General features: G+C 60.5%; 26 protein-coding genes and 1 tRNA gene. 7 read left to right on the plus strand and 20 right to left on the minus strand.

What is annotated here, in order from left to right; all coding sequences use genetic code 11:
* Positions 1-269 precede the first annotated feature (269 nt).
* Entirely contained in the window at positions 270-2,186 is a 1,917-nt protein-coding gene (gene dibA, locus GIV35_RS11160; protein WP_105225368.1) for a phosphodiesterase DibA, read from the minus strand.
* Positions 2,187-2,352: 166 nt separating this feature from the next.
* On the opposite strand from dibA, the gene desA reads away from it, so the two are divergent.
* Entirely contained in the window at positions 2,353-3,537 is a 1,185-nt protein-coding gene (desA, locus tag GIV35_RS11165) for a delta-9 fatty acid desaturase DesA (protein WP_032894197.1), read from the plus strand.
* Positions 3,538-3,725: 188 nt separating this feature from the next.
* Positions 3,726-4,727 carry a GGDEF domain-containing protein gene (locus GIV35_RS11170; RefSeq protein WP_202690920.1) on the plus strand — a complete coding sequence of 334 codons (1,002 nt, stop codon included), beginning with the start codon at positions 3,726-3,728 and terminating at the stop codon, positions 4,725-4,727.
* A 99-nt stretch (positions 4,728-4,826) separates the two neighbouring features.
* Here GIV35_RS11170 and GIV35_RS11175 read toward each other — a convergent pair whose 3' ends face one another.
* The 11 genes from GIV35_RS11175 to GIV35_RS11225 form a co-directional block, all read right to left on the minus strand.
* A complete protein-coding gene (locus GIV35_RS11175) occupies positions 4,827-6,029 on the minus strand; it encodes an HDOD domain-containing protein (RefSeq protein WP_034125447.1) in 1,203 nt (400 codons plus the stop codon).
* Between the two features lie 214 nt (positions 6,030-6,243).
* Positions 6,244-7,521, minus strand: coding sequence for a 4-aminobutyrate--2-oxoglutarate transaminase (gabT, locus tag GIV35_RS11180; RefSeq protein WP_014716416.1), 1,278 nt, complete (start codon positions 7,519-7,521; stop codon positions 6,244-6,246).
* 177 nt (positions 7,522-7,698) lie between these two features.
* A complete protein-coding gene (gabD, locus tag GIV35_RS11185) occupies positions 7,699-9,141 on the minus strand; it encodes an NADP-dependent succinate-semialdehyde dehydrogenase (RefSeq protein WP_003187552.1) in 1,443 nt (480 codons plus the stop codon).
* 296 nt (positions 9,142-9,437) lie between these two features.
* Positions 9,438-9,752 (minus strand): RebB family R body protein, encoded by a 315-nt coding sequence (locus GIV35_RS11190; RefSeq protein ID WP_003187551.1) that lies wholly within the window; start codon positions 9,750-9,752, stop codon positions 9,438-9,440.
* Between the two features lie 50 nt (positions 9,753-9,802).
* The gene (locus GIV35_RS11195; RefSeq protein ID WP_003187550.1) at positions 9,803-10,117 is read right to left on the minus strand and encodes a RebB family R body protein; all 315 of its coding nucleotides are present in this window, start codon (positions 10,115-10,117) and stop codon (positions 9,803-9,805) included.
* Positions 10,118-10,197: 80 nt separating this feature from the next.
* Positions 10,198-10,521 (minus strand): hypothetical protein, encoded by a 324-nt coding sequence (locus tag GIV35_RS11200; RefSeq protein WP_105225366.1) that lies wholly within the window; start codon positions 10,519-10,521, stop codon positions 10,198-10,200.
* A 40-nt stretch (positions 10,522-10,561) separates the two neighbouring features.
* Positions 10,562-11,203, minus strand: a complete 642-nt coding sequence (locus tag GIV35_RS11205; RefSeq protein WP_229999321.1) for a hypothetical protein — start codon at positions 11,201-11,203, stop codon at positions 10,562-10,564.
* 67 nt (positions 11,204-11,270) lie between these two features.
* Positions 11,271-11,843 (minus strand): hypothetical protein, encoded by a 573-nt coding sequence (locus tag GIV35_RS11210; protein ID WP_236264252.1) that lies wholly within the window; start codon positions 11,841-11,843, stop codon positions 11,271-11,273.
* An 18-nt stretch (positions 11,844-11,861) separates the two neighbouring features.
* The gene (locus GIV35_RS11215) at positions 11,862-12,089 is read right to left on the minus strand and encodes a RebB family R body protein (RefSeq protein ID WP_003187543.1); all 228 of its coding nucleotides are present in this window, start codon (positions 12,087-12,089) and stop codon (positions 11,862-11,864) included.
* A 103-nt stretch (positions 12,090-12,192) separates the two neighbouring features.
* A complete protein-coding gene (locus GIV35_RS11220; RefSeq protein ID WP_198844487.1) occupies positions 12,193-12,735 on the minus strand; it encodes an RNA polymerase sigma factor in 543 nt (180 codons plus the stop codon).
* A gap of 87 nt (positions 12,736-12,822) precedes the next feature.
* On the minus strand, positions 12,823-13,539 hold the full coding sequence (locus GIV35_RS11225; RefSeq protein ID WP_236264253.1) for a Crp/Fnr family transcriptional regulator: 717 nt from the start codon (positions 13,537-13,539) through the stop codon (positions 12,823-12,825).
* 197 nt (positions 13,540-13,736) lie between these two features.
* Here GIV35_RS11225 and GIV35_RS11230 point away from each other — a divergent pair.
* Positions 13,737-13,813: transfer RNA gene (locus tag GIV35_RS11230), tRNA-Arg, on the plus strand.
* 615 nt (positions 13,814-14,428) lie between these two features.
* On the plus strand, positions 14,429-15,280 hold the full coding sequence (locus tag GIV35_RS11235) for a hypothetical protein (protein WP_202690917.1): 852 nt from the start codon (positions 14,429-14,431) through the stop codon (positions 15,278-15,280).
* A 398-nt stretch (positions 15,281-15,678) separates the two neighbouring features.
* Here GIV35_RS11235 and GIV35_RS11240 read toward each other — a convergent pair whose 3' ends face one another.
* The gene (locus GIV35_RS11240; RefSeq protein WP_202690916.1) at positions 15,679-16,854 is read right to left on the minus strand and encodes a sensor histidine kinase; all 1,176 of its coding nucleotides are present in this window, start codon (positions 16,852-16,854) and stop codon (positions 15,679-15,681) included.
* Positions 16,855-16,859: 5 nt separating this feature from the next.
* On the minus strand, positions 16,860-17,549 hold the full coding sequence (locus GIV35_RS11245; protein WP_198762837.1) for a response regulator: 690 nt from the start codon (positions 17,547-17,549) through the stop codon (positions 16,860-16,862).
* 219 nt (positions 17,550-17,768) lie between these two features.
* Between GIV35_RS11245 and GIV35_RS11250 the strand changes: the two genes are divergently transcribed.
* Both GIV35_RS11250 and GIV35_RS11255 read left to right on the plus strand, forming a co-directional pair.
* On the plus strand, positions 17,769-18,581 hold the full coding sequence (locus GIV35_RS11250; RefSeq protein ID WP_202691061.1) for a MipA/OmpV family protein: 813 nt from the start codon (positions 17,769-17,771) through the stop codon (positions 18,579-18,581).
* Between the two features lie 111 nt (positions 18,582-18,692).
* Complete coding sequence (locus GIV35_RS11255) at positions 18,693-19,913, plus strand: alginate lyase family protein (RefSeq protein ID WP_202690915.1); 1,221 nt, start codon at positions 18,693-18,695, stop codon at positions 19,911-19,913.
* 225 nt (positions 19,914-20,138) lie between these two features.
* On the opposite strand, the gene GIV35_RS11260 is transcribed toward GIV35_RS11255, so the two are convergent.
* Positions 20,139-21,059: a LysR family transcriptional regulator gene (locus GIV35_RS11260; RefSeq protein ID WP_236264255.1), complete on the minus strand. Its 921-nt coding sequence runs from the start codon at positions 21,057-21,059 to the stop codon at positions 20,139-20,141.
* A 116-nt stretch (positions 21,060-21,175) separates the two neighbouring features.
* Here GIV35_RS11260 and GIV35_RS11265 point away from each other — a divergent pair, with 116 nt between their 5' ends.
* A complete protein-coding gene (locus GIV35_RS11265) occupies positions 21,176-22,207 on the plus strand; it encodes an SDR family oxidoreductase (protein ID WP_236264257.1) in 1,032 nt (343 codons plus the stop codon).
* Positions 22,208-22,255: 48 nt separating this feature from the next.
* Here the strand turns inward: GIV35_RS11265 and GIV35_RS11270 are convergent, their stop codons facing one another.
* The 5 genes from GIV35_RS11270 to GIV35_RS11290 form a co-directional block, all read right to left on the minus strand.
* Complete coding sequence (locus GIV35_RS11270) at positions 22,256-22,843, minus strand: hypothetical protein (RefSeq protein ID WP_236485868.1); 588 nt, start codon at positions 22,841-22,843, stop codon at positions 22,256-22,258.
* Positions 22,840-23,412 carry an RNA polymerase sigma factor gene (locus GIV35_RS11275; RefSeq protein WP_236264261.1) on the minus strand — a complete coding sequence of 191 codons (573 nt, stop codon included), beginning with the start codon at positions 23,410-23,412 and terminating at the stop codon, positions 22,840-22,842. Before GIV35_RS11275 ends, GIV35_RS11270 begins: the two co-directional genes overlap by 4 nt.
* Before the next feature lie 152 nt (positions 23,413-23,564).
* Positions 23,565-25,187, minus strand: a complete 1,623-nt coding sequence (locus GIV35_RS11280; protein WP_236264262.1) for a vWA domain-containing protein — start codon at positions 25,185-25,187, stop codon at positions 23,565-23,567.
* Between the two features lie 199 nt (positions 25,188-25,386).
* The gene (locus GIV35_RS11285; protein ID WP_005783625.1) at positions 25,387-26,037 is read right to left on the minus strand and encodes a DUF799 domain-containing protein; all 651 of its coding nucleotides are present in this window, start codon (positions 26,035-26,037) and stop codon (positions 25,387-25,389) included.
* The gene (locus GIV35_RS11290) at positions 26,034-26,396 is read right to left on the minus strand and encodes a DUF4810 domain-containing protein (protein WP_223023330.1); all 363 of its coding nucleotides are present in this window, start codon (positions 26,394-26,396) and stop codon (positions 26,034-26,036) included. Before GIV35_RS11290 ends, GIV35_RS11285 begins: the two co-directional genes overlap by 4 nt.
* Positions 26,397-26,398: the final 2 nt, after the last annotated feature.

Below are 26,398 nucleotides of genomic sequence, written 5' to 3' on the forward strand. Positions count from 1 at the left end.
CCTGGCAGTGGCGGCACTGCTTGCGGCGTGAGGGCGATAGTAGATAAGCGCGGATATTCTTAAAAATACTATTTAAGAATGTTTATATAACCAGAAAGAATTTTCTGATAGGGCATGGGGTTGCAAGGGTTTCCACAGAAAAAACGCTCATGCACAGGCGCCGCAGAACCCCGTGGGAGCTGGCTTGCCTGCGAAAGCGGCGGTGCAGTAACACATGCAGTGACTGACACACGCCCTCGCGGGCAAGCCCGGCTCCCACATTGACCGCGTCAGTCCTGGCGGATCAGAGGTGCCCGCGTCCAGTCGATTTCATCAGCCGGCATCGGCCGTCCAAACCAGTACCCCTGGCCCATGTCGCATTCCTGATCCAGCAGGAACCGCGCCTGTTCCACCTGCTCGATCCCTTCAGCGTGCACCTGCATGCCCATGCTTTTGGCCAGAGCGATCACCACGCGCACAATCGCCGCGTCGTCTTCGTCCCACGGTAAGCCCGCCACAAAGCCCTGGTCGATCTTGAGCTTCTGCACCGGCAGGCGTTTGAGGCGCAACAACGAGGAATAGCCGGTGCCAAAGTCGTCGATGGCCAGGCGCAGGCCCAGTTCGCGCAGGCGGTGCAGTTGCTCCAACGCGACTTCCGGGTCGTCCATCACTGCGCTCTCGGTGACCTCCAGCTCCAGGAAGGCCGGATCCAGCCCAGTGGCGTGCAGCACTTGGCCCACTTGCTCATACAGCTCGCGCCGGGCAAACAGGCGGCTGGAGACATTGATTGCGATAAAGCTCAGCGGCGCGCCGTCGGCCAACCATTGGCACATTTGGCGGCAGGCCTGGTCCATCACCCACGCATCGATCTCGGCAATCAGCCCGGTGCGTTCGGCGATGGGGATGAACTCGCCCGGGGGTACCAGGCCGCGCTCCGGGTGCTGCCAGCGCACCAGTGCTTCAACGCCGACCAGACGGCTGTCGTGCAGGTCGTGCACCGGCTGGTAATAGACGCGCAGCTCATGTTGGTCGAGGGCGCGACGCAGCTCGCCAGCGATTTCCACCCGATACTGGGCGTGGGCGGTCAGCTCTTCGGTATACAACGCGTAGCCTTCGCGCCCGGCGCTCTTGGCCTTGAACAACGCGGAATCGGCGTTGCGCAGCAGTTGCTCGGCGCTCAGGGCGTCACTGGGGAACAGGCTGATACCGATACTGGCGCTGATAAACAGCTGGTTGCCGTCAAAAATGAACGGATCCTTCATGGCATTGAGCATGCGCTGCGCCAAAGCCGCCGCTTGCACCACCTGCGGGCAGCTTTCTGCCAGCACGGCAAATTCGTCGCCCCCCAGGCGCGCCAGGGTAACCCCCGGCCCAAACAGGCCGCTGAGGCGTTCGGCCACCAGCTTGAGCAACTGATCGCCGACGTTATGGCCGAGGCTGTCGTTGATGATCTTGAAGTGGTCCAGGTCCATCAACAGCAGGGCGCAGCCACGTTTATGCACCTGCGCGGAGGCCAGGGCCTGCTCGGCGCGATCGGTGAACAGCAGGCGGTTGGGCAGGTCGGTGAGCGGGTCGTGATGGGCAAGGTGCGCCAATTCGTGCTCAGAGTTCTTCATGGCGCTGATGTCCGAAAACACCGCCACGTAGTGGCTGACCTGGCCCTGGTCATCGTGAATCACCCGTATGGTTTGCCACTGGGGGTAAACCTCGCCACTTTTACGGCGGTTCCAGATTTCGCCGCTCCATTCGCCGGTGCTTTCCAGGGCCTGGAACATTTGCTGGTAGAAATGCGCCGAGTGGCGCCCGGACTTGAACAGGCTTGGCCGTTGGCCCATGACGTCTTCGCACTGGTAGCCGGTGATCTCCATGAAAGCGCGGTTAACGTGCACGATCAGCCCTTGGGTATCGGTGACCAGCACCCCTTCGCGGGTGCAATCGAACACCGCAGCGGCCTGGCGCAGGCGCTCGCGGTTCTCTTTCAGGGGTTGTTGCAACGCATGGGCACGGGCAAAACGCCGGCCTATCCAGTAAATGACCAAGGCGCTGAGGCTGACCCACACATAACCGCGCGCCTGCAGCCAGCGCCCCAGCGCCCAAGGTTCATCGATAAAGTTGATTAATAGGTAATTGCTGAGCTGGAGCCAAACGATAGAAACCAGCAGGTACACCAACCCCGCACGTAGGGCACCTCGGTATGAAAACAGCATATGCTTAGTAATCCTTACTAAATAACCAGAATCGCCCTACAAAGGATCAGGATTATAGAGGAGGAAACACTTTGTAAGTCTTATCTGAAACGGTGACTGGTTTTATCTGCAAAGGAAGTGATAATGCGGGTGCTGTTTTTTTCTTTATCTGAGGGCCATACAGCCTATGTGGTACAACGGTTTTCTTGATCTGTCCGCCTGGCAACTGGTGGCAGTCACGCTGTTGATGACCCACGTGACCATTATTGGGGTCACTGTCTATCTGCACCGTTATTCGGCCCATCGCTCGCTCGAGCTCAATGCCGGCCTTAAACACTTCTTCCGCTTCTGGCTGTGGCTGACCACGGCGCAGAACACCCGCGAGTGGACCGCCATTCACCGCAAGCACCACGCCAAGTGCGAAACCGTCGATGACCCGCACAGCCCGGTGATCAAGGGCTTGTCCACCGTGCTGCGCAAAGGTGCCGAGCTGTACCGCGCCGAGGCGGAAAACCCCGAGACCCTGCGTATCTACGGCAAAAACTGCCCGGACGACTGGATCGAACGCAAACTCTACACGCGCTACCCACTGCTGGGCGTGGCGCTCATGGGCGTGATCGACCTGCTGCTGTTCGGCACCATCGGTATCACCATCTGGGCGATCCAGATGATGTGGATCCCGTTCTGGGCCGCCGGCGTGATCAATGGCCTGGGGCATGCCGTGGGCTATCGCAACTTCGAATGCCGTGACGCCGCCACCAACCTGGTGCCGTGGGGCATCATCGTCGGCGGCGAAGAGCTGCACAACAACCACCACACCTACCCTAACTCGGCCAAGCTGTCGGTGAAGAAGTGGGAATTCGACCTGGGTTGGGCCTGGATCAAAGTGTTCAGCTTCCTGCGCCTGGCCAAGGTGCAGCGCGTGGCCCCCATCGCCCACCGCGTCGAAGGCAAGGGCAGCCTGGACATGGACACTGCCATGGCGATCCTCAACAACCGCTTCCAGATCATGGCCCAATACCGCAAGTTGGTGATTGGCCCGTTGGTCAAGCAGGAGTTGGAGAAGGTCGATCATTCGGTGCGCCACCAGTTCCACCGCGCCAAGCGCCTGCTGTCGCGGGAAACCAGCCTGCTGGAAGACCGCCACCACTTGCGTATCCAGAGCATGCTGGAACACAGCCATGCCCTCACGGTGATCTACGAGAAGCGCCTGGCGCTGCAGCAGATCTGGCTCAAGACCAGTTCCAATGGCCACGACATGCTGGCGGCGATCAAGGAATGGGTGCATGAAGCCGAGGCCAGTGGCATTCAATCCCTGCGCGATTTTGCCCACCAGTTGAAGACTTACTCGTTGCGCCCTACAGCAGCATGAGCACGCCGTGGGAGGGTTCGCCCTCCCACGCACTGGCTTTTTGGCGCCATTTTCCGGGCACCGTCAATGCATGCTGATCACGGAACTTCACCGCAATTCCCCTCTCTCAAAGAACACTTCGCCATCATGGTGACCCCTTGTAGTGACCGCTTTTGCACCCTGCGGCGCGCCCAGAGAGAGTTGTACCGATGGTTCACGAAAAGCCCAGCCTGCCCGATGTGCCCACCGCAGAGCCGCCGCGCCCGGCCGCGGCGGCGACCCTGTTGGCGCTTATGCATGCTCAAGGTGAAGTCGAGCGGCTGAGTGAGCGTGAGCAACTGCTCAGTTCCCTGCTGGTCAGCGTGAACGCCGTGCTCTGGGCCATCGATTGGGAAACACGCCGCGTGCTGTATGTGAGCCCGGCGTACGAGCGCCTGTTTGGCCGCTCCGCCGGCCTGCTGCTGGCCGACCACCGTGAATGGCGCAACAGCGTCCACCCCGAAGACCTCGACTACGCCGAACACAGCCTGGCCCGTGTGCTGGAACAGGGCGCCGTGGAGGACCGCGAGTACCGCATCATCACCGCTGACGGGCAGATCCGCTGGTTGAGTGACAAGTGCTACATCAACCAGCAGGTGGTGCCCGGTGAAGCGCTGATCGTGGTGGGCATCGCCGAAGACATCACCGAAAAGAAGCAACTTGAACTGGAACTCCATCGCCTCGCCACCACCGACGTACTGACCCAAAGCAGCAACCGCCGACACTTCTTCGAACTCGCCAACCAGGCCTTCGACAACGCCTGCGTGCAGGGCACCCCGCTGGCGTTCCTGTTGCTGGACATCGATGATTTCAAAGACATCAACGACACCTACGGCCACCTGGAGGGCGACCAGGTGCTGCGGCGCATCGCGGAAAGCGGTCGCGGGGTACTGCGCCGTGGCGACCTGTTCGGGCGCGTTGGTGGCGAAGAATTTGCTGCTGTGCTGCCGGGTTGCCCACCGGAGATGGCCCTGCAGGTGGCCGAGCGGTTGGGCAAGGAAATCCAGGCGTTGGTGTTCAGCTACGAAGGGCATGAATTCAATGTGACCGTCAGCCAGGGCCTGGCCGGCCTGCGCGAAGATGACTCCACCCTCGACAGCCTGTTTGCGCGAGCGGATGCGGCGATGTACGAGGCAAAACGCCAAGGCAAGAACCGCGTTATCGCCGGGTAACACCGACCCACTGTGGGAGCTGGCTTGCCTGCGATGGCGTCTTGACTGACCCACCGCTATCGCAGGCAAGCCAGCTCCCACAATTGACCGGTGTGTGTTTCAGGTTTTGCGCACTCGGGTCAGTTCCGACAAGCCGACCTTGAGCAGCCGCGCCGTCTTGCTGCCCGCCAGTTCTTCCAGCCCTTCGTGCTCGGTCAGCCGCGCCATTTGCACCGCCAGGTTCACCACCAGGGCTTCGCGCGAATACACCCCGCCTTCAAGTGAATAGATCCCTGCGATCAACTGCCGCAACTCCAGCGGCAAGCGCCAACGCGTGCGCAACGCCGAACCGTAGGCAGCGCCAAAGGCGTCGAGGGATTCGCCGATGGCTTCGTCATCCAGGGCGCCGCCGCCCTGGCGCCAGTCTTCCAGGCAGCGCAACAAGGCCAGGTCGCCCAAGCGATGCAGGATGCAGGCGCTGTAGCAGCGCTGGTGATCCAGTTCCAACATGCGCGCCAGACGTCGGGCGTAGTCGGCGCTGTCCTGGGACAGTTGCCAGTGCCGCTCGGCGTAGGCCACCAGCCCAGGGTCGCCCAACACCACGTTGTGCTTGAGCGCCAGGCCCAGGATGAGGTTCATGCTCTGGCCGGGCACCAACTTATGCAGGGCCTCTGACAGGGTCTGCACCGGCGTGCCGTGGTAGCCGGCGCTGTTGGCGGCGGCGATCAGTACGGCGGTGATTTGCGGGTCGCTGTGTACCTGGTCTTCCAACTGCTTGAGGTCCAGGCCTTCGGGCCCCAGGCTGCGTTGCACGGCGGTTTTCACATCCACACGCAACGGCGCCCCATCGCAGACCTCGCGGCGCCGCTCGAGGAAGGCGGGCAAGGTCATGCCCGGCGCCAGGGGTGGAATTTCGCAGTACACGCTTTCGCCTTCATTGAGCAGCAGGTCTTGCAAGCGCTGGGTCAGGCTTTCCATGTTCAGCGGGCGGGTCAGGTAGGCGGTGGGCGCCAGGGGCAAGGCTTCGCGCACGCTGGCGCTGTCGTTGCGACTGCTCAGCAAGATAAACGGCAGCGAACGGCGCTTCTGGCGCACGCTGCGCAGCAGGCTCAGGCCATCCACGCCCGGCAGCTCCCAATCCGCCAGGATCAGGTCATAGGTTTTTTCGCCCAACAGCGTGGCGGCGTGCTGCCCATCGGCGCACACATCCAAACGTGCGTCACAGCGCACATTCAACAACACTTGCTTGAGCAGGTCCCGCGACCAAGGGTCTGCTTCGGCGATTAACACTCGGGGTACAGCGGGTAAATCAACAGCAGTCATCCAGCACGCTCCATCGGCAATGCTTGCACCTTAGACAATGCAGCCGCGTGCGTACAATGAAGCAGGCACAAAAAAACCGCCGAAGCGGTTTTTTTGCTTTTTCTTTTTGTAGGAGCGAGCTTGCTCGCGAAGGTCGTCAACGAAAACGCGGGCAGCCTTTGAAACGCGGTGCCTGGGGGTTTTTCGCGAGCAAGCTCGCTCCTACAGGGGCGTGTCAGAGTTCGGAGAAGCACTCTTCGATGATCGCCAGGCCTTTGTCCAACTGCTCGTCCGGCGAGGTGAGCGGCACCAGTACGCGCAACACGTTGCCGTAGGTACCGCAGGACAGCAGGATCAGGCCCTTGTCACGTGCCTTGGCTACCACGGAGGCAACGGCGGCAGCGTTTGGCTTGTGGGTGTCGCCGTCTTCAAACAGCTCGACCGCGATCATCGCGCCCAAGGCACGCACTTCGCCGATCACCGGGTACTTGGCCTGGATGGCCTTGAGGCCGGTCACCAGGCGCTCGCCCACGGCCTTGCAGCGGTCCAGCAGGTGCTCTTCTTCGAACACTTCCATCACCGCCAGGGCTGCTGCGCAGGCAATCGGGCTACCGGCATAGGTGCCGCCCAGGCCGCCTGGGGCGATGGCGTCCATGTACTCGGCCTTGCCGCACACACCGGCCAGCGGGAAGCCGCCCGCGATGGATTTGGCGAAGGTGGTCAGGTCGGCGGCAACGCCCATCTGTTCCATGGCGAAGAAAGTACCGGTACGGCCGGCACCGGTTTGCACTTCGTCGGCGATCAGCAGGATGCCGTGCTTGTCGCACAGTTCGCGCAGGCGCTTCATGAAGGCTTTTGGCGCGACGTAGAAACCGCCCTCGCCCTGCACCGGCTCGATGATGATGGCGGCGATATCACGCGGCTCGGCATCGTTCTTGAAGATACGCTCGATGCTGGCGATGGAGTCGTCGACGCTCACACCGTGCAGTTCGTTGGGGTACAGCGCACGGAACACGCCGCCTGGCATCAGGCCCATGCCGGCCGAGTAAGGCACGACCTTACCGGTGAGGCCCAGGGTCATCATGGTGCGGCCGTGGTAAGCGCCGGTGAAGGCAATCACACCGGCACGGCCCGTGGCGGCGCGGGCGATTTTCACGGCGTTTTCTACCGCTTCGGAACCGGTGGTGACCAACAGGGTTTTCTTGGCGAAATCACCTGGCACCTTGGCGGCGACTTTCTCACACACTTCTACGTAGGGCTCGTAGGCCAATACCTGGAAGCAGGTGTGGGTCAGCTTGTTGAGTTGCTCGGTCACGGCCGCGATGATTTTCGGGTGTACGTGGCCGGTGTTCAGCACGGCGATACCGCCGGCGAAGTCGATGAACTCGCGACCTTCAACGTCGGTCACGGTGGCGTTCTTCGCGGAGTCGGCGAAGATCGGGTGAATCTGGCCAACACCGCGCGGTACAGCGGCTTCGCGGCGTTTCATCAGGGAAGCGTTGGTCTTGCTCATAAAGTCCTCATTCGCCGCTCATCGGGCGGCGTGGCTCAAGGATAGGTGGCGGGGAGGCAACTACGGCAGCATGCGATGATCGACTGCCACAGCTTTCCCGGCCACTGCGAATAACCATGTGAAACACGCAAAGGGGCAGCGCTCTCGTGCCCTCTGCGTTTACTGCAATCCCGTGCCTTAGATACCCAGGCAGAGGTATTTGATTTCCAGGTAATCCTCGATCCCGTACTTGGAGCCTTCACGGCCCAGGCCCGAGGCCTTGATGCCGCCGAACGGCGCCACTTCGTTGGAGATCAACCCGGTGTTGACGCCGACCATACCGTATTCCAGGGCCTCGGCCACACGGAACACTCGGCCCAGGTCGCGGGCATAGAAGTAGGAGGCCAGGCCGAACTCGGTGTCGTTGGACATGGCGATCACTTCGGCTTCGTCTTTGAAGCGGAACAGTGGCGCCAGCGGGCCGAAGGTTTCTTCCTTGGCCACGGCGGCGTTTTTCGGCACGTCGACCAGGATGGTCGGTTCGAAGAAGTTGCCTTCCATGACCTTGCCACCGGCCAACAGCTTGGCGCCTTTGCTCAGGGCATCCGCGATATGTTCCTGCACCTTGGCGACGGCTTTTTCGTCGATCAGCGGGCCGGTGGTGGTGCCGTCTTCCAGACCGTTACCGATCTTCAATTTGGTCACCGCCACCTTGAGCTTTTCAGCGAAGGCGTCGTATACCGAATCCTGGATGTACAGGCGGTTGGCGCAGACGCAGGTCTGGCCGTTGTTGCGGTACTTGGAGATGATCGCGCCTTCGACGGCCTTATCCAGGTCAGCGTCGTCGAACACGATGAACGGTGCGTTACCGCCCAGCTCCAGGGAGACTTTCTTGATGTCCTTGGCGCATTCGGCCATCAGTTGGCGACCAATTTCGGTCGAGCCGGTGAAGGACAATTTACGCACGATCGGGTTGCTGGTCAGCTCGCCGCCGATGTCGCCGGCACTGCCGGTGACCACACTGAGCACGCCTTTGGGGATACCGGCACGGTGCGCCAGCTCAACCAGGGCCAGGGCCGAGAACGGGGTTTGCGAGGCCGGCTTGATCACCATGGTGCAACCGGCGGCCAGGGCCGGGCCCGCCTTGCGGGTGATCATCGCCGCAGGGAAGTTCCACGGGGTGATGGCTGCGGTCACGCCGATAGGCTGCTTGATCACGATCAGGCGCTTGTCGGGCTGGTGGCCGGGGATCACGTCGCCATAGATGCGCTTGGCTTCTTCGGCGAACCACTCGATAAAGGAGGCAGCGTAGACGATTTCGCCCTTGGCTTCGGCCAGCGGCTTGCCTTGTTCGAGGGTCATCAGGCGGCCGAGGTCGTCCTGGTTTTCGATCAGCAGTTCGAACCAGCGGCGCAGCTTGTTGGCGCGCTCCTTGGCGGTGAGTGCACGCCAGGCCGGCAGCGCCTTGTCGGCGGCTTCGATGGCGCGGCGGGTTTCCGCGGCGCCCATCTTTGGCACGGTGCCGAGAATCTCGCCCGTGGCCGGGTTGTTGACCTTGATGGTTTGACCATTGTCCGCATCGACCCAAGCGCCATCGATAAAGGCTTGCTGGCGGAACAACTGGGTGTCTTTAAGCTGCATGTCGGCTTTCCTTAACAGCACCGCGCGCACGCGGAGCGAATTAGAGTTGTTGAAAGGCGCCTTGTGGGCTGCCGTCAGGGAAATCAGCCCCAGCGCGCAGAAGAAATGAAAGAGCGCACGGGAGACAGAGCGTTTGAAATCTCAAACGAATCCTAGGATCAATGGGGGTACAGGGCAATAGGATGTTCGAAAAAAAGAACGAATATGGCGCATCCGGCTCATCTTTCGGATCAAACGCACACACGACAACAGCCCCGGAGCCTTGTGGGCGCCGGGGCTGTCGGGGACCTCGCAGCTTAAGGTTGGAACGACTTGAGCACGGCCAACAGGCTGGTCAAGTTGTCGGCCACGCCGCCCTGGGCAACTTTTTCGGTGGCGGCGGCGCCAGCGGTGGTGTCGACGCTGTAGATCTGCATCACGCCCTGGTTGGTGGCCGCCTGAGCCAGGGTGTTTTGTTGCTGTTGGGCCGAGACCGAGTTCTGGAACAGAATGGCCGTGGCCTGGCCCATGGACTGGTAGATGGTGCTCATGGCCATCGCGGGTGATTCGGCAACCACCTTGACGTTGGTCTGAGTGACGGCATCGGTGATTTGCGGGCTGACTGTACTCATGGTTGAAACTCCTGGGTTGAGAAAGAACAACATCCGTTATTGCTCAGTGCTTAAGGCTGGAACGACTTGAGCACGGTCAACAGGCTGGTGAGGTTATCCGACACGCCGCCCTGGGCGACTTTCTCGGTAGCCGCCGCACCTGCGGTGGTATCGACGCTGTAGATCTGCATCACGCCCTGGTTGGTGGCCGCCTGGGCCAGGGTGTTTTGCTGCTGCTGGGCCGACACCGCGTTCTGGAACAGAATCGCCGTGGCCTGCGCCATGGATTGATAGATAGTGCTCATCGCCATCGCAGGCGATTCGGCCACCACTTTGACGTTGGTCTGGGTGACCGCGTCGGTAATTTGCTCGTTGACTAATGGCATGATCAATTTCCTTATTTAGTACACGGTGCATTCCGTGTTCATCAATGAACGTTGCGAAACAGACGCTGTGAAACGCGGGGTCAAGGTTTTGCAGTGGGGCCCAGCGCCGCTTCAATCTGGGCGATCAACCCTTGGATCAGTGCCTGCACTTCCTTGCGTTGCGCGTCCTGGTCGGGAGCTGCGCCGTCCAACACCTGGCGCAGCGCCGCTTCACGTTGCAGGGCAGCGGTCTTGAGCGCTTGTTCGTTGGCCTTCGATTGCGCAAGCACTTCGGTAGCGCGCTTGAGGGTTTCGTCGACGATGGCCTGGGGCGTTCCGGCGAAAATCTGCGGGTTGCGCAGCATCGCTTCGAGCCGTTGGCGGTCGTCGGTGGACAGGACCGAGGGTGTGGAAGGGGGTGCCATGTCGATCTCCTTGGGCTTTACGTCGCCTGCAAAAGGGCCGCTAAAGCCGCACCTCTCTGCCGTCTTCCCAGAAACCGGCAAAGAAAAAACGCGGCGACGCAGCACAGAACGTCGCGAGCTCTGCCGGTGTCATCGCTGAGGGTTGCCGATTGAAGATGGCCGGCGGTGGCGGAACCAGATTGGCCGCGTTGTAGAGGTTGCCGACCTCATAAGCGTTGGCCGCGAATTGTGAGCAAAAGGAACCGCTGCCTATCGCTATCGACTCATTGATCCGAGCCTGCAGGGTGTCGTTGGCCTTCCAGTTCTTGAATGCAGAAAGCATCGCGTTCCACGCGCTATAACTGCCGTCGATTTCATCGCCGAGCTTGTCGAAATAGAACTGCTTGGCCGCCAGCGCCGCCGCAAACCCCAGCTCAGTGTCACGGCAGGAAAACACCATGGCGGTACGAGGGGGTTTTTCCAGGCTCACGTCAGTCAACGCCAGGCCAGTGCCGACGCTTTCGATCACCATGGTCTTGCTCACCGCAATTGCCGGGTGGACCACATTCAAATACGTCGTGTCCTGTGAGAACACCTTGGCTTTGACCAACTGACCGGCTTTGATGAAAGCCCGCGTCGTACTGTCATCTTCTTGCTTCACCGAAAAAATAAGATCTCCAACGTCCATGATGTCGCTCCTCATTCAAGAAAAGTTGCTTTCAAGTTGCTGTTGCACCGCCCCAGCAGAACGCCGAAGCGCTGTGCTCGGTTCAGGCCGTTGGCGCGGCCCGGTTGGCCAAGGTGTCGGCGTACTTGGCGATGCTCTGGTCGATCTTGTCGATTGCCACGCTGGCAGCTTCGGCCTCCATCGCACCGGCAGCGGCAGCCACGGCGGCAGCGGCGCCCACCAGCAGGTCGGTGGCCAAGGCGCCCAAGGCGTCTTCGGCAGCGGCCGGCAGGTTGTCCTTGACGATGTTCTCGGTCATTTGCTGGAGCAGCACGGCCTGGGCCGCCAGGGCGATCTTGCTGACCCCGTCGAAGTACCCCGCCGCCGCTTGCGCCACCAGCCCGGCCGCCTGGCTGATCATCATGTCGGCCGGCACCGCGATCTGCGCCGGCGCATAGGCAAAGTTCTGCGCGTTGGTGAACTGCACCGCCTGCACGATCTGGCTATTGAGCGCCGCCGTGCTGTCGGGCGACGGCGTGCTCACCTGGTTGAGCAGGTGCTCGTTCATGCGCGCCATGATCGAGCGCGAGGCCGCTGCAGCGGGCGCCGGCGCAGGTGGGTCGGCGGCGGGCGTTGCTTGGGAGGCGGCGGGTTTCTTTCTGCTGAACCACGACATAATCAATCTCCCGAGGGCTCAGCCCTTCTCGCCAATCTGCATGATCAGCGCCACGGCCTTGGAGATCACCGCGTTGGAAATCTGATTCATCGCCTGCTGGCTGTTGACCGCGTTCTGCAACGACAAGCCCGCCGCGCTGCTGGCCACCTGGTACAGCGACGCGATGGCCTGGGCCGGCGCCTCGGCCACCACCTTGACGTTGGTTTGCGTGACCGCGTCGGTGATCTGGCTGTTGACCTCTGTCATACATCTCTCCTTGATGGCATTCACCCAGGTTTGGGTGTGGATAGCGGCGGCGTGCTGCGCTCATACCACTAGAACGCCCCACGCCAACGTCTGTGAATCGCCTTCAGCGCAAAGCACTGCGCAGCAGTTGCACACGCTTGCGCACCAGCGGCAGCTTCACGTGCAGCTCGGCGGCGATTTGCGGGTAAGGCAGGTCATCGACAAAACGCATCTCGAACAAGCGCTGCTGCAACAGCGGTAACCGTGCGACGTGCGCCTCGATCTGCTCCAGGCGCTCATAGCATTCCACCCGCTCCAGCACCGAGGCGCAGGGCGCGGCGAGCGCGGCCAGGTGATCGTGTTCAAGGTCCACCGAATCATCGAACAACCGCCCCTCGCGCTTGCTGCGCCGCAAGCTGTCGAGAAACACATGGTCGAGGACCAGAAACAGAAACCCCTCCGGGTCGCGAATGCGCTCCGGCGAACGCCGAAAAAACAACAGGGCCTTGATCGCCGTGGCCGACAACCACTCCTGGCCCTGATCCAGATTGCCCTTGGCCCGCCGCAACGCCCGGCGCCTGAGCTCGCCGTGCACAGCGCGCCAACTCGCTTCGAACAAACGGTCATCGGCGGCCCATTGATCCTTGAACTGAACAGTCATCCCCATCGCCAGCACTCCTGTGCATCCTTGATGAAGGGCCAGTCTGCGAGGGCACGACGGGGGCACGCTGTTACCTGGGGAACACCGCCACAACTAATTCAGCGCAAAAGCCTTGCGCCGCAAATGCTCGACATCGTTGATCACCATGCGCTCCAGATCGCCGCTGATCACGCCACTGCGCCGCCACACTTGCAGCTGCACATTCAGCTTGGGCCGGCTGGTATTCAGCATCGACGCCAACACCCCTTGGCTTGCGGGCAACGACACACTGGGCAAGGCCAACGCCAGGTCGATCTCTCCCAGGTTGGCCAACAAAAACCGCGCCAACCGCGACTCCAACCGATGCAGGCACACCAACTCCAGCAACTCGATGGCCTGCAACAAACGCAGCATCATCAGCATCAACAAACGCCGCAGAAACGCCGGCTCCTCAAACAACACCGCAAAATGCCGACTGCCCAACTGCAACAACCGCGTGGGGCCACTGGCAAAGGTAGAAGACTCGCGCCCATGATCCTTGATCAACGCCGTCTCCCCCACCACCTGCCCGGCCCCAGTGCTGCCGATAATCTGCTCGCGCCCATCCGGCCCATGCACCACCGAATAAATCCGGCCCTCCACCACCAACGCGATGAATTCGAGGGTGTCGTCCTTGAAATACAACAGCTCACGATCATCCAGCGTGCGCTCCACCATATGGGTGGCAACGTAGCGCAAGAGATGCTCCGGCATACCTCGAAACAAATCGGAGCGAGCCAGCAGGGTTTGTCTGAGCGGGAGATCGAGCATCACGGTTCCTTTGGAATGCATGCGTTCACCTGAGGAATTGCGGCGTGGAAGCGGGGTTAAAGCCACAAGAGCAAAGCAAACAAAGGGACGTGCGGCGCGGGGAGTTGTGAATGAAGGTGGCGATTAGCCATTTTTTGTCGGAAATGGACGACAGGGGGCGGGGGGGAATGCCGGAATGGACGCATCAGGTCGACATGGGTATGATGTCGCCCGCACAAGCATCCGTAGCTCAGCTGGATAGAGTACTGCCCTCCGAAGGCAGGGGTCGTGGGTTCGAATCCCGCCGGGTGCACCAGATGTGGAATGGAAAAGCCTCAGGTTGAGAGATCTGGGGCTTTTTTGTGGGTGGTGATTCAGTGCTTATGCAACACCTCAAAGCGCGCTGATAAAACCTAGTTCGGAAAGCGCTTATGCAGCACTAGCAACGTCTCATTTGTCGAAGAGGTGTTTCCCTCCTTACGCGGCTTCACGAGGGTTTGAAAATAAATCTGTCCCCTTTTTGGTCAGAGTTGACTCGGTTGACGAACGCCATGCGTGCGTTATCAGCAACACAAAAGGGCATCTTTACCAGCAAGGTAACGATGGCCTTTTTTCTTCAAGATCCTTTCAATTTCAACGTTGAAATTTCAGTAAGCTGGTACGACTGCCGCTACAACGATGTCGCGGGTTTCCGACCCCGTGTTGATAGAAAAGCCTCAGGGGCCCCAGACCATTGTCAAACTACAGGCTCTAGACATTGGAGATTGGTAGACGGTTCTTAACCTAAGTCGCCGTAGGTCCAGGCAGCCCAGCCCACAATGGACACAATGCTGATGACTCCGTAATGTGTCATTGCAAAATGTAAACGGAGCTAAGCGGCACGCTTAGGTCGCTCGCCTATTTTAGGTTGATATTCGTACGGAGACGAACAGTGTCCCTTCCAAAAGAGTCCATTACGAGGCCGGGTTTCCTCTCGTTGCCGTTCTTGCGCGACTTGCTGCTGGTAGCGTTACTGGCCGTGGTTGCTTTGAAGCTTCTCAACGCAGACGTCAAAATTGATTTAGCGAGTTTCTCTTTTAACGATTTTTTAGCTCTCGTTCTTGCCCTCTTTTCAGTCGCCCTTTCCGTTGCCTTTTACTTTAAGGCGAATGAAGCAAGCAATCAGTTCTACGACAACACATACAAATTCACAAAGGACATGTCGGAGATTCTTGGGCGTATTGAAGCAGGGTTCGGCGAGAGGCTTCGACATCTCGATGAAGGCTACTCCGGAATGCGAGATCGCCTCGACAAACTGCCGCACTATGGTGCAACACCCTCAGATGTTAAGGCCGAAGAAGAAGAAATTAGGCTTAAGGAAGCAGAACAGAGAGCGCTTTTGGAGGATCTTGCAGGTAGAGCGAAGCTTGCTGAACATGAGAAGCAAGCATTATTCGCAAATTTGGAACAGAAGAATGAAGAGCTAGAGCAAGCACGTATGGAGCTGCGACGGATGCATGCTAGTCGTCAATCAAGCGGCTCGACCTTGCCAATACGTGAAGAAGTCGCTCAGTACGTAGCCCGACAAATGGCAAGAAGTATTCCGCTGGACAAAGTTGATTCACATATTTCTTCCTCTCAGATTAGACGACTTTTCGCAGAAAATAGGCCCCATATTGCACTTAATGCAGTCCAAGACATGAGGGAAACTGGTCTATTAGACTCAAATGATGAGCTGACAAGACATGGTTTGATTCTTCTACAAAGTGAGTTAAAGCGAATCCTCCAGCTTCGCAAGGTTTAGCCGGTAGGGGCTCAATGCGGTCAAGCGACCACTCATTTAAAAACCTCTTTGCGCTTGCGGGATGTTTGAAAAATAACGATAGCAGTCATCATCGTGTATGCCCACGTGTATGCCCAACAGAAACGAGCCCCACCAACCCCATATAAATAGGGCATGAAACCAACCAGTTCAAACGACGCCGGGGCACCAGATATGAAATGAAAAAGCCTCAGGTCGGGAGATCTGGGGCTTTTTTGTTTTTGGTTTGGTGGGTGGTGAGAGAGTGTTGAGTCGCGTCGGGATAGTAGAGGTGAAAATAAATCCCCTTTTCCCCTCCCTTTTTCCCAAGCAGTTTTCCAGCGCTACGATCATTACGATTTCACCGCCTTGAGCGCCGGTTTCAATCAAGGAAGAAACGCCTACACAGGAACCTCCGCCCTGATCAGCGTACCCCCTTCGGCCAGATTGCGGGCAGTAATGGTACCGCCATGGGCCTGGCAGATCGCACGGGCGATGGACAAGCCTAGCCCGCTCCCCCCCGAGTAACGTGCCCTGGAGCGCTCTGCACGCCAGAAGCGGTCGAACACGCTGTCCAGATGCTGCGCTTCGATACCTGGCCCTCGGTCACCGACTTCAATCACCACCGAACCGTGAACCCGGCGCGCCGTTATATTCAACTCGCCTCCCCCGGCCGCATAACGCAGCAAGTTATCGACCAGAATGTTGATCACCTGGCCCAGGCGATCACGATCGGCATGCATACGAAGCCCATCAGCAATACTGACCTGCGTTAGCACGCAAGCTTCATCCAACTGCGGCTGGAACCACGCCAACCGCTCCGCCACCAGAGCTGCCAGAGAAAACTCGCTGCGCTCCAGCACCAGCCGGCCAGCACGAGCCATCGACAACAGGTGCAAGTCATCCACCAGCTTTCTGAGTTGATCGAGCTGACGCTTGACCATGCCCAACTGCATGGCATCGCTGGGGAATACCTCATCGAGCATCCCCTGCACGCGCCCCATGGCGGCGTTCAATGGCGTGCGCAATTCGTGGGCAATGACCGCGCTGGATTCACGCACATCGCGCTCATAGCGCTCCAGTTGCGTGGTCATGCTGTTGAAGTCGCTGACCAGCCGTTGCAGCTCGTCGGGAGCGTGGCGGTGCACAGGCAGGCGCGTGAGGAAATCACCGCCGGCGACTCGCCGGGCGCCCTGGGCAATCGCCGAGAACTGGCTGGATAAAGGGCGCGAAAACCACAGGCCGCAAGCAATGATGATGGGGATGGCGGCCAGCACCAGACCCATCAGTATCAGCCAATCACGATTGTCGATAGTCGGCTGGAAATATTCGATCGGATAGTACTGGGCAACCAATTGACGCAAGCGTGGCTCATTGAGCCCTGGCTCGGCACGCAGCGCCAGCAGTTCATGGCGCGGCCCCGGCGGAAGGCGCTGCACAAAATACCAATCCGACAGTGTGACGTTGATCCACATGCACACCGCGATCACCACCACCGCGCCGATCGCCAGCAGGCTCATGCGCAGGCCGATCCAGCGCCACATCGGTTTGTCGTTGACCCGCGATTGCTTGAGCATCTGGCTTACCTGAACCGATAGCCGATGGAGCGCACCGTGACCAGTACGCCGGTGATGCCATGGGTTTCCAGCTTGCGGCGCAGGTTGTGCACATGGGTGTCGACGACGCGGGCCAGGGCTTCGCTTTCCGGCAGGCAGATTTCCAGCAACTCATCGCGAGTGAAGGCCTTGGACGGCGTCTTGAGCAACGTCACCAGCAGCTTGAATTCCGTTGGGGTCAGGTCCAGCCAGTGCGGTGGTGCATCGCCTTGCTCGATGGCCGCGGTAAAGGCGACAAGATCCACCCGCAGGTTTTCATGGCGCAGTAGATGTTCTACCGGTTGGTTGCCGGTAGTGCGCCGCAACACCGCGTGCACCCGCGCCACCACTTCGCGCGGGCTGTAAGGCTTGACCACGTAGTCGTCGGCACCATAACGCAAGGCGCCGAGCTTTTCCGGTTCGTCGCCCATGGCCGTGACCATGATCACCGGCGTGTCACTGCTGCGGCGCACTGCGGACAAGACCTCGGTACCACTCAAGCGCGGCAGCATCACGTCGAGCAGGATCAGGTCGGGCTGCCAGCTTTTGTACAGGTCCAGACCGCGCTGGCCGTCTTCGGCCAGGGCCACCTCATAGCCATCCCGGAGCAAGTAGGCTTCGAGAATGTTGGCGCTGTCGGCGTCGTCTTCGACGATGAGGATACGTTTTCCTGACACAAAGAAGCCTCTTGATGAAACCTTGATAATTTACGAACGGTTTATTGAAAGTGCGCTGCCAGTATTGCCCTACGCCCGCTTTCGCGAGCCGATCCTATGCCGACCACCGCCTCGCTGTCCAAGCCTATCAACGCGCCTGAACAGCTAGATCCGAGGGCGGCGCGGTATCGCGCGTTGGCGGGCGCACTGCTGTCTTCTTTACGCTCAAAGGGCTTGACCATGAACTTCACCACTCCCCCTACTCGCAACGTCCTGTTGGGCGCCGCCACGCTGCTGTGCTGCGCACTCGTGCCCCAGGTTCAGGCGGCCGACGCTAGCCCGGCAGCCGATGAAACCACTGTTACCCTGGGCCTTGGCATGGGTGTCACACCTCGCTACATGGGTGCTGACCGCTACCGTCCGCTCGTACTGCCGATGCTCAGCATCCAGCACGGAGCGTTGTTCGCCGACACCACTCGCGGCGTGGGCCTGCAATTTCAATCCGACAGTGGCTTCGGCGCCAGCGCGGCGATCAATTACGACATGGGCCGCAAGGAGAAGGACAGCACCACCGGCGCGGGCGGCGACGAGCTAAGAGGAATGGGCGATATCAACGGCGCAACCGTCGCCAACTTTACCCTCAGCCAACAACTGCTTGACTGGCTGTCGATCAACGGTGAAGCCGACATCCGCATGGCCGGTGAGCACCGTGGCAACCGCTACCGCTTTGGCCTGGAAGGCATCCTGTTGCACACAAGCCGCGACACCCTGGCCCTGGCCATCGACGCCCATGCCGGCGATAGCCGCTACAACCAGACGTTCTTCGGCGTCACCCAGGCCCAGAGCCAACGCTCGATCTACAGCAAGTACACCGCCGACGCCGGGATCTATGCCTACTCCGCTGCCTTGAACTGGCAGCACACCTTCGACGCGCACTGGTCAACGCTGGCCAGCCTGACGCTGACTCAATACGCCGACCAAGCCAGCGACAGCCCACTGGTAAGGCGCGAAACCGCAGGCTTGGGCCTGTTTGCAATCAACTACACGTTCTGACAACAAGCCCCGGGTATGCAGGCTTCATCTGGACTATCCCTGGGGCAGATTCCGGTCCTGTGCGAATGGCTTTTCAGACCGCAAGGTTCTCCCCATCAGGGCGTACACACGATGATCCGTTTGAAGTACCTGTCCAAAAGAGCCGTGCTGCTCTATGCGCTATTGATGAGTATCGGCAGTCAAGCGTCCCCCACCCTGCCTACCGAAGCGTTCGTGCATCCTGGCCTGCTCCACACCCGGGAGGACTTCACGCGGATACGCGAGAAGCTGGCCAACTATAACCAGCCGTGGCTGGCCGGCTGGCAGAAGCTGATCGCCAACCCCCATGCCTCATTAGACTGGCAGCCCAACCCGGTGCCGGTGGTGTACCGCACTTCAGGCGGCCCGAATAACGACAGTGTTCTGTTCAACGACGCAGCCGCCGCGTATGCACTGGCCCTGCGCTGGCAGATCTCCAACAACCCGGCGTATGCCGACAAGGCCGTGAGTATTTTGAACCAGTGGGCCTTGACCCTCACCGCGATCAAAGACAAGCCCGGCAGAGCTTTGGTGCCAGGCTTGTACGGCTACCAACTGGCCAACGCGGCCGAACTGCTGCGCAGCTACCCAAAGTGGCGGGCGGAAGATTTCCAGCGTTTTCAAGGCATGATGCTCACTGTGTTCTACCCCATCAATCATGACTTCCTGGTGAACCACGACGGCGCCCGGCCTGATCATCATGGGGCCAGCTGGGACCTAGCCAACATGAACTCGATGCTGGCCATCGGCGTACTGACCGACCGCCGCGATCTCTACAACGAGGCCGTCGACTACTTCAAGCACGGCACCGGTAACGGCGCCATCGCCCACGCGGTGTGGAAGCTCTACGGCGATGGCCTTGGTCAAGTCCAGGAAAGCGGACGTGATCAGTCACACGCCATGCTCGACATAGCCCTGCTCGGCAGTTTCTGCCAAATGGCCTGGAGCCAGGGCAACGACCTGTTCGGCTACCAGAACAACCGCGTGCTGCAGGGCGCCGAGTATGTGGCCAAGTACAACCTTGGCCAGGAGGTGCCGTTTACCCCCATCCCCAACAGCAGCTTCAAACAGACCGTCATCTCGGCCGATCATCGCGGCGAAACCCGTCCGATATGGGAACTGCTCTACAACCACTACGCCGTGCGAAAGGGCCTCCGCGCACCGAATGTGCAGGCCATGGCCAATAACGTCCAAGTGGAAGGTGGTGGCGGGGATTATGGTGCTGACAGGGTTGGCGACGTCCAGCTGGGGTATGGGACGTTGCTGTATTCGTTGGGGGAATACGGTTTGTCGGAGATGCAGTTGATGCCTTAGAGGTATATCACCGAAGCTGCGCATTACAAATGCGTCCTTTCTACCTGTCAAATTCGAGGAATGGCAACAACGCATTGGTGTGTTGGAAATGTCAAAAGACGCCAGCACCATCGCCGCAGAAGTGCGGACCCAGATATGAATGAAACACCCGAGGTCTTAAGACCCGGGGCTTTTTTGTGAGCCACTTGCACGCGCAACTCAATGTTGCTACGAGTGGCTAAGCGCCTACATCCCGATGGGTTGAGTATTAGTAGGCCTTGATGAATTCCCGGAATGCTGCTTATCCAGGCTAGATATTTCGTCGCGCAACACCCCCTCCAACACCCCAAAAAACCCCTGAATATGCCCCTGCTTCAACGCCTGCGGCCGGGTCACCAGATAAACCTCCATCCCCGGCAGTTCCATCTCCGGAAAAACCTCACTCAACCCCGTCGCCAAAATACGCGGCAGCACCGCCACACCCATCCCGCGCTTCACCGATCCAAGCTGCACCGCAAACGAACTCACCCTGATTGGCGCATGGTCCAGCCCGGCAGCTTTCGCGGCGCGCATTTGCGGTAGCAGGTCCAGCGGTGGCAGCAAGGCGATACTGGCGGCAGTGGCGGGAGTTAGCGCCGGAAATCGTTGCAGGTATTCCGCAGTTGCGAAGACCCCGTAAGCGAGTTTGCCGAGCCCTCGGTAGATCAGGGAAGGTTCGCCCAGGTGTGCGGTGCGTATGGCGATGTCGGCTACGCCTCGTACGATTTTGTGGAAGTCGGTGGTGACCTGCAGCTCTACGGAGCAGCCTGGGTGCTGTGCTGTGAAGCGGCTGGCGGCCTCGAGCACGCTGGCAGAGAAGCCTTCGCCGGCGCTCACCAGCACGGTGCCGCTGAGGGTTGCTGGCACGCCGTCGACGGGGGCCTGGCGTCGCAGGCCGGATTCGGCCGCCAGGGCGACGTCCACCAGGGCTTGGCCACGGGAGGTGAGCCGGCAGCCTTCCACGCCGCGTTCCACCAGTGGTTCGCCCAGGGCGGTTTCCAGTTGGGTGAGGCGGCGGGAGACGGTAGAGGCCGCGATACCGAGTAATTGGCCTGCCTGTAAAAAGCTGCCGCGCCGTGAGACTGCCAGCAGCAGTCGAAGATCGTCCCAATTTGCCTGCAATGCCATATCTCCGCGCTTCCCTGGTGTGCAGATGTGCAAAGCCATTATGCCGTAGGCGCTGTTTTTACGGCGCGGGCTCGCGGGTATATCTACTGGCCTTCTCAACAAATGGAATGGCCTGTATGAACACGAACCCCAATCGCTTGCGCAGCACCTTTGTGACCGGTGCCACCGGCTTGCTGGGCAATAACCTGGTACGGGAGCTGGTCGCACGGGGTTATGCGGTGAAGGCGCTGGTCCGTTCGGCGGCCAAGGGCGCGCAGCAGTTCGGCGATTTGCCGGGCGTGGAGTTGGTGGTGGGGGACATGGCTGATGTGGACGCCTTCTCGGCGGCGTTGCAAGGCTGCGATACGGTGTTTCACTGCGCGGCGTTTTTTCGGGATAACTACAAGGGCGGCAGCCATTGGGAGGAGTTGGAAAAGATCAATGTCGTCGGTACGCGAGCCCTGCTGCAACAGGCGTATGACGCCGGTGTGCGACGGTTTGTGCATACCTCGTCGATTGCCGTGCTCGACGGTGCCCCCGGTACGCCGATCGACGAGACGTGCCTGCGGGCCGAAGCCGATGCGGATGACTACTACCGCAGCAAGATCCTGGCTGAGCGGGAGGTGTTGAGGTTTCTTGAAAGCCATCCGCAGATGCACGCCTGCATGGTCTTGCCCGGTTGGATGTGGGGGCCGGGCGACCGTGGGCCGACGTCTTCGGGGCAATTGGTCAGGGACGTCATCAACGGCAAGTTGCCGGGGCTGATTCCTGGCAGCTTTTCTCTGGTCGATGCCCGCGATGTGGCCTGGGCGCACATCGCCGCCGCCCAAAGCGGGCGACGGGGCGAACGTTATCTCGCGGCCGGTCGCAACTTGACCATGCGCCAGCTGATTCCGGCGCTGGGGCGTATTGCCGGGGTCAAGGTGCCCTCCCGTCAACTGCCGCTGCCCGCGCTCTACCTGTTGGCCGCAGTGCAAGAGGCCTACGCTTACCTGACTGGAAAGCCCATCTTGCTGAGCATGGCGACGTTGCGGCTGTTGATTCGCGAGGAGCACCGTACCCGCTTTGACCACCGTAAAAGTGAAGAAGAACTGGGGCTGAGCTTTCGTGTGCTGGAGCAGACCCTCACGGACACGGTGGCCTGGTCCCGGGCCTACGGCGGGTTGTAATAAAAAGCCCCAGGTCGACAGGCCTGGGGCTGGTTCTTGGCGACAGGTTCAATGCTGTTGCAACGCCTCTAGCCTCGCCGGCAAGTCCTCCTCGGGAAAGCGTTGGTACAGCGCCAGCAGTTTTTCATCCGCGGCCCTGGTTTCACCCGCTCGGCGCAGGTTCACAATTTCCTGCAGACCCTCTTCCAACGTCGGCAGCGCCCGTTTGCTGAGTTTCAGCGCTGGCTGATCCGCCACTGCGCTTTCGGCTTGAGCAGGCGCACTTTCAACTCGGGGCGCTATCGCCATCCGGGCCATGGGCGCGGGTGCGGAGAAGGCTTGCGGCGCTGGCTGGGCGGCTTCTTCGTGGTGCAGCGCAGAGAATGTCGCGGTGGAGATTTCGGGTTGCGGCACGGGGGAGCGCATGACCACGCCGATCATCAGTGCCAACCCGGCGACGGTGGCAAATGCCATTTGCCAGCGCGGGCGTTGGCAGGCTTGCAGCCAGCGTTGCCACAGGCTGGGTTGCGGCTGCGGCGCTTCGTGGCGGGCGGCGTTGAGGATGAAGGCGTCGAGGGACGCGGGCGGTTCGCCCGTGCTGTGTTGACGAAAGTGCTGGAGCAGCGCGTCGTCTGGGGTGTGTCGGGAGTCAGTCATACGGGTACCTCCTCGGCCAGCAGGCGCCGCAATTTTTGCAGGGCGTAGCGCAGGCGGCTTTTTACGGTTTCCAGCGGGGCGCCGGTGAGGGTGGCGATTTGCGGTACTTCGAGCTCGCCGTGCAGGCGCAGCAGAAACACTTCGCGCTGGTCTTCGGGCAACGCTTGCAGGGCCACGTCGAGGCGCGCCTGGTCGCGGCTGAGGGTCAGTTGCTGCTCGGGGCCGGCGCTGTCGTCGGCCTGGGCGTGCAGCTGTTCATCGTAGCTGTCGTGCAGGGGGTTGTGGATGCCGTGCTTGCGCCAATGGTCGATCAGGCGGTTGCGGGCGATCTGGAACAACCAGGTACGAAAACTCGCCCGGCCTTGTGGCTGGGTGGTGCTGCGGATCAGGCTGAGCCAGGTGTCCTGGTAGATTTCTTCGGCCAGTTCGGCTTTGTTGCACAGGGACACGAGGAAGCGGTACAGGCCCTGGCGGTGGCGGCTGTACAAGGCTTCGAAGGCGCCCGCGTCACCGGTTCGGTAGCGGGCCAGCAGCGATTCGTCGCTGGGTGAGTCGTCTGGAACGGCCATGTAGTGGGCGAACTCCTTTTTGTCAGCCGAAGCAGGGTTAAGTGTGGGAGCGGGCTTGCTCGCGATGGCATCCACTCGGTGTGCCTGATGGACCGAGTTGTCTGCATCGCAGGCAAGCCAGCTCCCACATTGGTTCATTGTTGTGGTGGAGATCAGGGTTTGAGGCTTTGGGCCAATTCCACCAGTTGCACGAACTCGTTGCGCAGCCCGAACGGGTCAGCGCCGCGGGCAGAGCGCGCCAGTTTGGCGGTGTCTTGCACACTCATGGTGCCAGTGTAGCGGCCATCGCCCTTGAGCTGTTGGGCGAAGGCGGCCACGGCAGACGCGAAGCGCAGATCATCGCTGGCCGGGGTGGTTTGGTTGGCGATGGGGCGTTCGATCAACTGACTGTTACCGCCCGCAGCGGGTTTGTAGCGCACCCGAAGCATCGCCAGCTCATCGGATTTGCCCTCGGTCGCAGGCGCGGCGGCGTATCGCAAAGGCTCCAACCAGCCCTTCTCGCCCTTGGGCACGATTTCATACAACGCCGTCACTGTGTGCCCTGCGCCAATCTCACCGGCATCGACTTTGTCGTTGTTGAAATCCTCACGCTTCAGGGCGCGGTTTTCATAGCCCAGCAGGCGGTATTCGCTGACCTGCGCCGGGTTGAATTCCACCTGCAGCTTCACATCCCGCGCCACCACGGCCAGGGTGGAACTGAGTTGCTCCACCAGCACCTTGCGCGCTTCGCGCAGGTTGTCGATGTAGGCGTAGTTGCCGTCGCCCGCGTCGGCCAGTTGTTCCATCAGGTGTTCGTTGTAGTTATCCACGCCAAAACCGAGGGTAGTCAGGGATACGCCGCTTTTGCGCTGGGCCACGGCCATTTGCTTGAGGCTGTCGAAGTCGCTGATGCCCACGTTGAAGTCGCCGTCGGTGGCCAGCAGGATGCGGTTGATGCCCTGGTCGATAAAGCCTTCGCGGGCCATCTGGTAGGCCAGTTCGATGCCGGACGCGCCTGCGGTGGAGCCACCGGCGGTGAGTTGGTCGATGGCGTTGCGGATCTTGGTTTTATCGCGACCTGAAGTCGGCTTGAGCACCACGCGGGACTCACCGGCGTAGATCACCAGTGACACGCGGTCCTGATCGCGCAGTTGGTCCACCAGTAATTTCAGCGTGCTTTTGACCAACGGCAAGCCTTCGCGGCGGTCCATGGAGCCGGACACGTCCACCAGGAACACCAGGTTGGCGGGCGCCAATTCTGCCACGGCTTTATCGGAGGCCTTGATACCGATGCGCAGCAGTTTTGTGCGCGGGTTCCACGGTGTGGCGGCCACTTCGGTGGTGACGCCAAAGGGTGAGCCGTCAGTGGGCAGTGCATAGTGGTAGGGGAAGTAGTTGACCATCTCCTCCAACCGCACCGCGCCTTCGGGCGGCAGGCGGCCTTGGTTGAGGAAGCGCCGTACGTTGGCGTAGCTGCCCGTGTCGACATCCACGCTGAAGGTGGAGACCGGGGTTTCGGCGACGCGATGCACGGGGTTGTCGGGCAGGTTGGCGTACTGCTCGCGGGGTTCGCTGCGGTCATTCATCATCGCCATTTCACGCACCATGATCGGTGCCGGCATGACCATGCGTTTGGCCATCGCGCCCTCAACCGGCGCGCTGTGCAACTCGGCGATGGGTTGTGCGGGTTTGGCCACCTCGGGAGAGGAAGACAGCCCACACCCGGCCAGCGCTACCAGCAGGGTAACGGTGAAGCCTTGGGCAGCGGGACGCAGATAAAGCAGAGGGCGGGACATGGGGCTGAACCTCGCGAATGAATGAGCCGTTCACAAGGTCAGACGCGAGGTGCGTGAGGTTCGGGTTAAACCCTTGAAATTCACCCCTATCAGTGTGGGAGCTGGCTTGCCTGCGATGCAGACACCTCGGTACATCAGGCAAACCGAGTCGATGTCATCGCAGGCAAGCCAGCTCCCACAGTTGAATGGCGGTGTTCTCTTAGTCCGTGCCGTACTTGGGGTTACGCGGGCCGTACAAGATACCGGTGCGTTGCCCTGCCGACAGCAACCGCGCACTGGTGATACCGGCAATCGGGTGTGCCGCATCGGTGGAGCTGTTGATCACCTGCTTGACCGCCGCCGTGATCAGCATGCCCACCAGGCCGCCACCGTTGTTGTTGCCCTCCTCGCTCGACGCCCGCGCCGAACCGGTCCACAGGGTGGTGCCGGTGCGCAGGTCCACCAGTTTGGCCGAGGCCGTCACCGAGGTGTCGCTGGAGATCAGCATGTACTGGGTGCCGTACTCGCTGATGGTGATGTACAGCGCCGCGTCCGCACCAAAGATGTCATGCAGCTTGGCCGGTTGTACGGCCTGGATATCGTTGGCGGTGGTGAGGCCGTTCTGGCGGAAGGTTTCGTCCACCAGGGCAATCGGCAACACGTAGTAGCCGGCTTCGGCCAGCGGGTAGGTGACTTGCGACACCAGGCTGTAGGACGCCTGCACTTCCGGCGATTCATTGATCGGCGGCAGTACCAGGATCGACTTGGGCCGTGCCTGTTTGTACGCCGAATAATCGACCGTCTTGGGCGCGGCGCAACCGCCGAGCAACGCCAGGGCCAGCAAGGCGCCGGTGAGTTTTAACAGGCTCATTTGGTGGCGACTCCGGCTTTGGCGTTTTTCAGCAGAAAGTCCATGTACGCAGCAGACTCAGGGAACAGGGCCTTCTCGGTGCGAAACTCCTGCACCATCTGGTCATCCTTGCCCATGTTCATGTACAGCATGCCTAGGTGCGCGTGGTAGCCCGGCGGTGCCTTGCGGCCACTGGCGTTGATCTTCTGCAGGTCGCGCTCCAGTGCTTCCACCTGTGCTTCCTTGGGCTCGCCCTTGAAGTACTCGTAAACCTGCGGCTGGTAGCTCTCCCATTGATACAGGGGCTGGGGCGCCGTCTGGCACCCGGCTACCGCCGCAATTGCTGCCAGCGTCAGCGCTAACTTCACTGCCTTGCTCATCC

Origin of the sequence: Pseudomonas sp. PA-1-6B (assembly GCF_021609545.1) — a bacterium.
Taxonomy (GTDB): domain Bacteria; phylum Pseudomonadota; class Gammaproteobacteria; order Pseudomonadales; family Pseudomonadaceae; genus Aquipseudomonas; species Aquipseudomonas fluorescens_BV.